This is a genomic window from Kocuria sp. ZOR0020 (assembly GCF_000800955.1).
GTDB lineage: Bacteria > Actinomycetota > Actinomycetes > Actinomycetales > Micrococcaceae > Kocuria > Kocuria subflava.
On sequence record NZ_JROX01000282.1, the window covers coordinates 1 to 2,947 of the forward strand.

Consider the following 2,947-nt stretch of genomic DNA (forward strand, 5'->3'; position numbering starts at 1 on the left):
CCTGGTGCTGGGTGTCCTGGCCGGTGTCCTGTGGGCTGCCCTCGAGGGCCCCGTGGTCATGTAGGTACGGCGACCTCCGCGCCCCGGACCGCCCGTGTGCAACGCCGAGAGGGGCGAACTCAGACCCGGGTGGTCTGGCCGTGCTCGGCCGCATAGGCGGCGAAGACCTCACCGGGGTGCTCCCCGGTGCCCACGAAGTCGTCCTTGATCTCGGACCCGAGCTGGTTCAGGGCCGAGGACAGCCGCTGGGCGCTCAGCCGCACCGCCGGTTCGGACCGGGCCATGGCCGCATCACGGAGCCGCAGCGCATACGGCAGCTGGCGGGCCAGGGACAGGTCGGGGTTGCTCTCCTGGAAGTAGAAGCCCTCGGTGTGCTGGGTGAAGTCCACGGAGATCTTCGTGAGATCCGCCTGCAGGGAATCCAGGACCCGGGACGCGATGGCCGGCTCGACCTCCCCGATCGTCTCGGCATAGTCGGCGTCGGCCAGGCCCTTGATTTCCAGGGCCAGCGCCCGGCGCCGCATCAGGGGAGGATAGATCTGCGTGAACCACGTCAGCGCCGCGGTCAATAGAGCGAACCCGGTCAAGGCCTCGAACGGGGAAGCGACCCGGATCCACGGGTCGGTGGCCACCACGTCCCCGTAGCCCAGCGTCGACAGCGTCACCACGGAGACGTAGACGGCCTCGACCGCGTCCGGGTAGGCGGCCGCGTCGATGCCGGAGGAGTACATGAACCCGCCCGGGACGTGCGGGTAGTAGATCAGCGCCCACCCCGCTGCTTGCAGCACCACCCAGAGGAGCACCACGGCCACCATCGCCGCCGGCCCCACCGCGGAGCCGGCCCGGTGACCGGTGACCTTCGAGACCCTCCACACCGTGGAGAGCACCAGCCGGCTCAGACGTCCCTGACCGCTGGGGTGCAACAGGGTGTGGAACATGTCCATCAGCCCGGCCACGATGACCACGATCCCCAGAACTGTCAGCAGTACGTCCATGATCGACCTCCGTCGTTGGTTCTTGTTCTTCCGGTCCCCGGGTTCTGGGGCGGCTCACCGGTCCTCAGTGCTGTTCGTGCTCGCCCTGCCGCGCGTCCTCGTCGGAGCGGTGCCGCACGGTGAACCACTGCGCCACGACGATGACCAGGGCCACCACGGCGGTGATCACCAGGGTGAACGGGTCCGACTGGGATTTCAGCAGCACGAACGGCACGAGCACCGCGACGTCGAGGGCGATCGCGACCCAGGGGATCCACGGTTTGGCCCCGACGTCGTCCTTGAGGTGGCGGAGGATGCCGAGGTGGATGGCGATGTCCATGGCCAGGTACAGGATGGCGCCGAGGGAGGCGATCTGGGACAGGTCGAAGAAGGCCGCCATGACGATGGCCAGTCCCGCCGTGATGTAGAGGGACTGGTGGCCCCCCTTCCCCGGCAGCCCGGGGGCCTGGCCCATGTCGCGGAGCATGTCGTAGAGCTTCGAGACCGAGAACAGGCTCGCGATGAGCCCCGACAGGGTCGCGACCACGGCGATCACCACGGTCAGCGTCACGCCCCAGGCGCCGAACATCGGCTCGGCCGCCTCGGCCAGGGCGTAGTCCCGGGCCTCGACGATCTGCGGCACGGTCAGGCTGCCGGTCACCGCGACGGTGATCAGCAGGTAGAGCACGGTGCACAGGGCGAGGGAGATCATGATGGAGCGGCCGATGTTGCGCTTGGGCTGCTGCAGGTCGGCGCCCTGGTTGGTGATCGTGGTGAAGCCCTTGTACGCCAGGATGCACAGGGTGGTCCCGGCCAGGAAGCCCAGCCATCCCGTCTCCGGCGGGGTGCGGTCGGCGGCGGTGAACAGCCGGCCCAGGGAGGACACCCCGGCGGCGAGGATGCCGGCGATCGCCAGCACGGCGATCCCGACGATCTTGAGCGCCGCGGTCACCGTGGCGGAGCGCTCCACCCATCGGTTGCCCACCAGGTTGACCAGGGCGGCGGCCACGATCGCCACCACCGCCAGTACCGCCACCCACACCTCGGAGCCCTGCAGGCCGAAGGGGCGCAGCAGGTAGGAGGCGAAGGTGCGGCCCAGCAGGGACTCGGCCAGGATCATCGACACGTACATGAACAGGGAGAAGGACCCGGCGAGAACCCCCGGGCCGTAGGCGGCCTTGAGCAGCATCGCGATCCCGCCGGAGGACGGGTTGGTGGCCGAGTAGCGGATGTAGGAGTAGGAGCTGAACGCCACGACCACGGCGCCGGTGAGGAACGCCCAGGGCACCCAGCCGCCGGCCAGTTCGGCGACCTGCCCCACGAGGGCGAAGATGCCCGCGCCGATCATCACCCCCGTCCCGAGGGCGACGGAACCGGTCAGGGAGAGTTTCTGCTGCGTCTGCGTGTCGTGGTCCATGAGGAGGTGCACGTCCTTCCTGCCGGGCGGCGAACGCCCCCGGCGGTGGGGTGGTTCGGACAGGGTCGGTGGGCCGAGCCCACGGTGCTCAGCGGGCCGCCACGGTGCCCATCATGCCGAGGTCCTCGTGGTCGAGGATGTGGCAGTGGTAGACGGTGCGGCCGCCGAAGTCCTCGAAGGCCACCCGGACCGTGACCTCCCCGAAGGCGGGGATGTTGACCACGTCCTGCCACCGCGGTCCGGGGACGTCGCGGCCTGCCTCGGACACGACCTGCATCGGCCACACGTGCAGGTGCATCGGGTGGTCCATGGGGCTGGAGTTGACCAGGGTCCACTCCTCCACGGTGCCCACCCGGACCCGCTGGTCGGTGCGCTCGGCGTCGAACTGCTGCCCGTCGATCGTGAAGGACATCATCTGCCCGGGCCCGCGCATGCTGCCCATCATCCCGCCCATCCCTCCCATGCCCATGGCGAAGTCCAGGGTGCGCCGGGCCTCGACCGGCTCCTCGCGCAGATCCCGCAGGGACGGTCCGGCGGGCACGGGCCCGGCGTCCCC

Annotated in this window: 3 protein-coding genes; all 3 read right to left on the bottom strand. The window is 69.8% G+C overall.

Annotated features, from left to right (window positions below):
• Positions 1–119: 119 nt before the first annotated feature.
• A complete protein-coding gene (locus tag L979_RS13020) occupies positions 120–995 on the bottom strand; it encodes a potassium channel family protein (protein ID WP_047692634.1) in 876 nt (291 codons plus the stop codon).
• Between the two features lie 64 nt (positions 996–1,059).
• Positions 1,060–2,391 carry an APC family permease gene (locus L979_RS13025; RefSeq protein WP_047692635.1) on the bottom strand — a complete coding sequence of 444 codons (1,332 nt, stop codon included), beginning with the start codon at positions 2,389–2,391 and terminating at the stop codon, positions 1,060–1,062.
• Between the two features lie 88 nt (positions 2,392–2,479).
• Positions 2,480–2,947, bottom strand: a 468-nt coding sequence (locus tag L979_RS14795) for a multicopper oxidase domain-containing protein (protein ID WP_156125597.1), incomplete at its 5' end; no start/stop codon positions are given.